General features: G+C 44.5%; 3 protein-coding genes. All 3 read left to right on the top strand.

What is annotated here, in order from left to right:
* Positions 1-387, top strand: a 387-nt coding sequence (locus LD39_RS20675) for a TIGR01440 family protein (RefSeq protein WP_035553201.1), incomplete at its 5' end; no start/stop codon positions are given.
* Positions 388-411: 24 nt separating this feature from the next.
* A complete protein-coding gene (glyA, locus tag LD39_RS20670) occupies positions 412-1668 on the top strand; it encodes a serine hydroxymethyltransferase (protein ID WP_035553198.1) in 1257 nt (418 codons plus the stop codon).
* Between the two features lie 156 nt (positions 1669-1824).
* Positions 1825-2343: uracil phosphoribosyltransferase (upp, locus tag LD39_RS20665; protein WP_035553195.1), on the top strand; the 519-nt coding region annotated here is incomplete at its 3' end.

Genomic DNA, 2343 nt, shown 5'->3' with positions numbered 1-2343 from the left:
TCTCAAAAAACAAAAGCCGAGCTCGCGTTTCAATGCTGCGAGCATTTGAACCGATCGCTTGTCGTTGAGCGTTCCGTACTCCGTGAGTATGGACTGGACGAGGTTTCAGCCATTCCGATTCCAAAAGCTGGAGGGTCTATGGCTTCCTATGCTTATAAGCATATGGAAGACCCTGTACTTGTTGAATCTATCCAGGCGACAGGAGGTCTCGATATCGGCGATACGCTGATCGGCATGCATTTGAAACGTGTAGCTGTACCGCTTCGCATTGAACAGAAGTCGATTGGCAAGGCGCATGTCACGGCTGCTAAAACCCGCCCGCCTCTTATCGGAGGTGTCCGGGCTGTATATGAAAGTAGTGAAGTCGAAGGTTCTTGTGATGAATAGGATTGGAAAGGGGAACAGTGTACTATGAATCAAGTGAAGTCAACAGACGCAGAAGTTTTTGCAGCGATCAACGATGAGAAAAACCGTCAGCAGGAGAATATTGAATTAATTGCTTCTGAAAATTTCGTATCAGAGGCTGTCATGGAAGCGATGGGCTCTGTACTGACCAATAAATATGCAGAAGGCTATCCAGGTCGTCGTTATTATGGTGGATGTGAACATGTGGATGTCGTCGAGAACTTAGCACGTGACCGAGCAAAAGAACTTTTTGGTGCTGACCATGTCAACGTTCAGCCGCACTCAGGGGCGCAAGCGAATATGGCTGTTTATTTTACGGTGCTTGAACATGGGGACACAGTTTTAGGCATGAACTTGAGTCATGGGGGGCACTTGACACACGGGAGTCCTGTCAACTTTAGTGGGAAGCTTTATAACTTTGAAGAATACGGAGTTAGTCAGGATGATGAATTGATTGATTATGACGCTGTATTAACAAAAGCTAAAGAAGTGAAGCCTAAGCTGATAGTTGCGGGTGCGAGTGCTTATCCGCGTGAGATTGATTTTGCTAAATTCCGTGAAATCGCAGATGAAGTAGGAGCTTATTTGATGGTAGACATGGCGCATATCGCCGGTTTAGTCGCGTCTGGTCTGCATCCGAACCCGGTTCCTCATGCTCATTTTGTAACCACAACGACTCACAAGACTTTGCGTGGTCCTCGAGGTGGAATGATCCTTTGCGAAGAGCAATTCGCTAAGAAAATTGACAAGTCTGTATTCCCAGGTATGCAAGGTGGTCCGCTTATGCACGTGATCGCTGCAAAGGCTGTATCCTTCAAAGAAGCATTGCAACCAGAATTCAAACAATACTCCCGCCAGATCATCGCTAATGCGAAGCGTCTTGGTGAATCGTTGATTGAAAAAGGCGTTGATATTGTCTCTAAAGGTACAGATAACCACCTTCTTCTACTAGACCTGCGCAATAAAGGTTTAACAGGAAAAGTCGTTGAAAAAGCACTGGATGACATTGGAATTACGACAAACAAGAATACTATCCCTTATGATCCTGAAAGCCCGTTTGTAACGAGTGGAATCCGAATCGGAACCGCTGCGGTTACAAGCCGAGGGTTTAAAGAAAAAGAAATGGAAGAAATCGCTGATTTGATCGCCTTCACGCTTGAAAATCATGAAGACGAAGAGAAAATGAAAGAAGCGAAAGAACGCGTTCATCAGCTGACTTCTCGGTTTCCGTTATATCAAACATTAGCCTACTCTTCACTTTAATCTGAAGGAGCCACTAGCCATTAGCTAGTGGCTTTTTTTATGGATCAGCTTCTGTAATCGAGATGTAACAGGATTTACTAATGAAATTGGGTTGCAGGTAAACATGTTTTTCAGTACAATTTAAAGGATGCAAACTATGATAAGGAGTGATCGGCAATGGGAAAGGTATATGTATTGGACCATCCGTTGATTCAGCACAAATTGACGTACATACGGAAAAAGGAGACAGGAACGAAAGATTTCCGCGAATTGGTTGACGAAGTAGCCGCTTTGATGGCCTTTGAAATTACTCGTGACCTTCCGCTTGAAGAGGTTGAAATCGATACCCCTGTCGTTGAAGAAGCAAAAGCCAAAGTTTTGACAGGTAAGAAAATTGGACTTGTGCCTATTCTTCGTGCTGGTCTTGGTATGATTGACGGAATCGTTCAGTTAATTCCTGCAGCCAAAATCGGACATGTCGGCCTTTACCGTGACCCGGAAACGTTAAAACCGGTAGAGTACTATGTCAAACTCCCTAGTGATATAGAAGAACGTGAATTAATTGTAATTGACCCTATGCTTGCTACTGGTGGATCAGCTAATGAAGCGATTCATTCATTGAAGAAGCGTGGAGCGAGACAAATTCGCTTAATGTGTCTGGTTGCAGCTCCTGAAGGTGTGGAAGCTGTTCAACAA

The sequence above is a fragment of the Halobacillus sp. BBL2006 genome (assembly GCF_000786645.1).
Taxonomy (GTDB): Bacteria; Bacillota; Bacilli; order Bacillales; family Halobacillaceae; genus Halobacillus.
Note: the sequence above shows the minus strand (reverse complement) of the source record. Positions and strands in the feature narration are given on the sequence as shown.

What these genes read in the sequence shown, in the direction of transcription:
- glyA (WP_035553198.1), top strand. Translation starts at nt 412, where the DNA reads ATGAATCAAGTGAAGTCAACAGACGCAGAAGTTTTTGCAGCGATCAAC.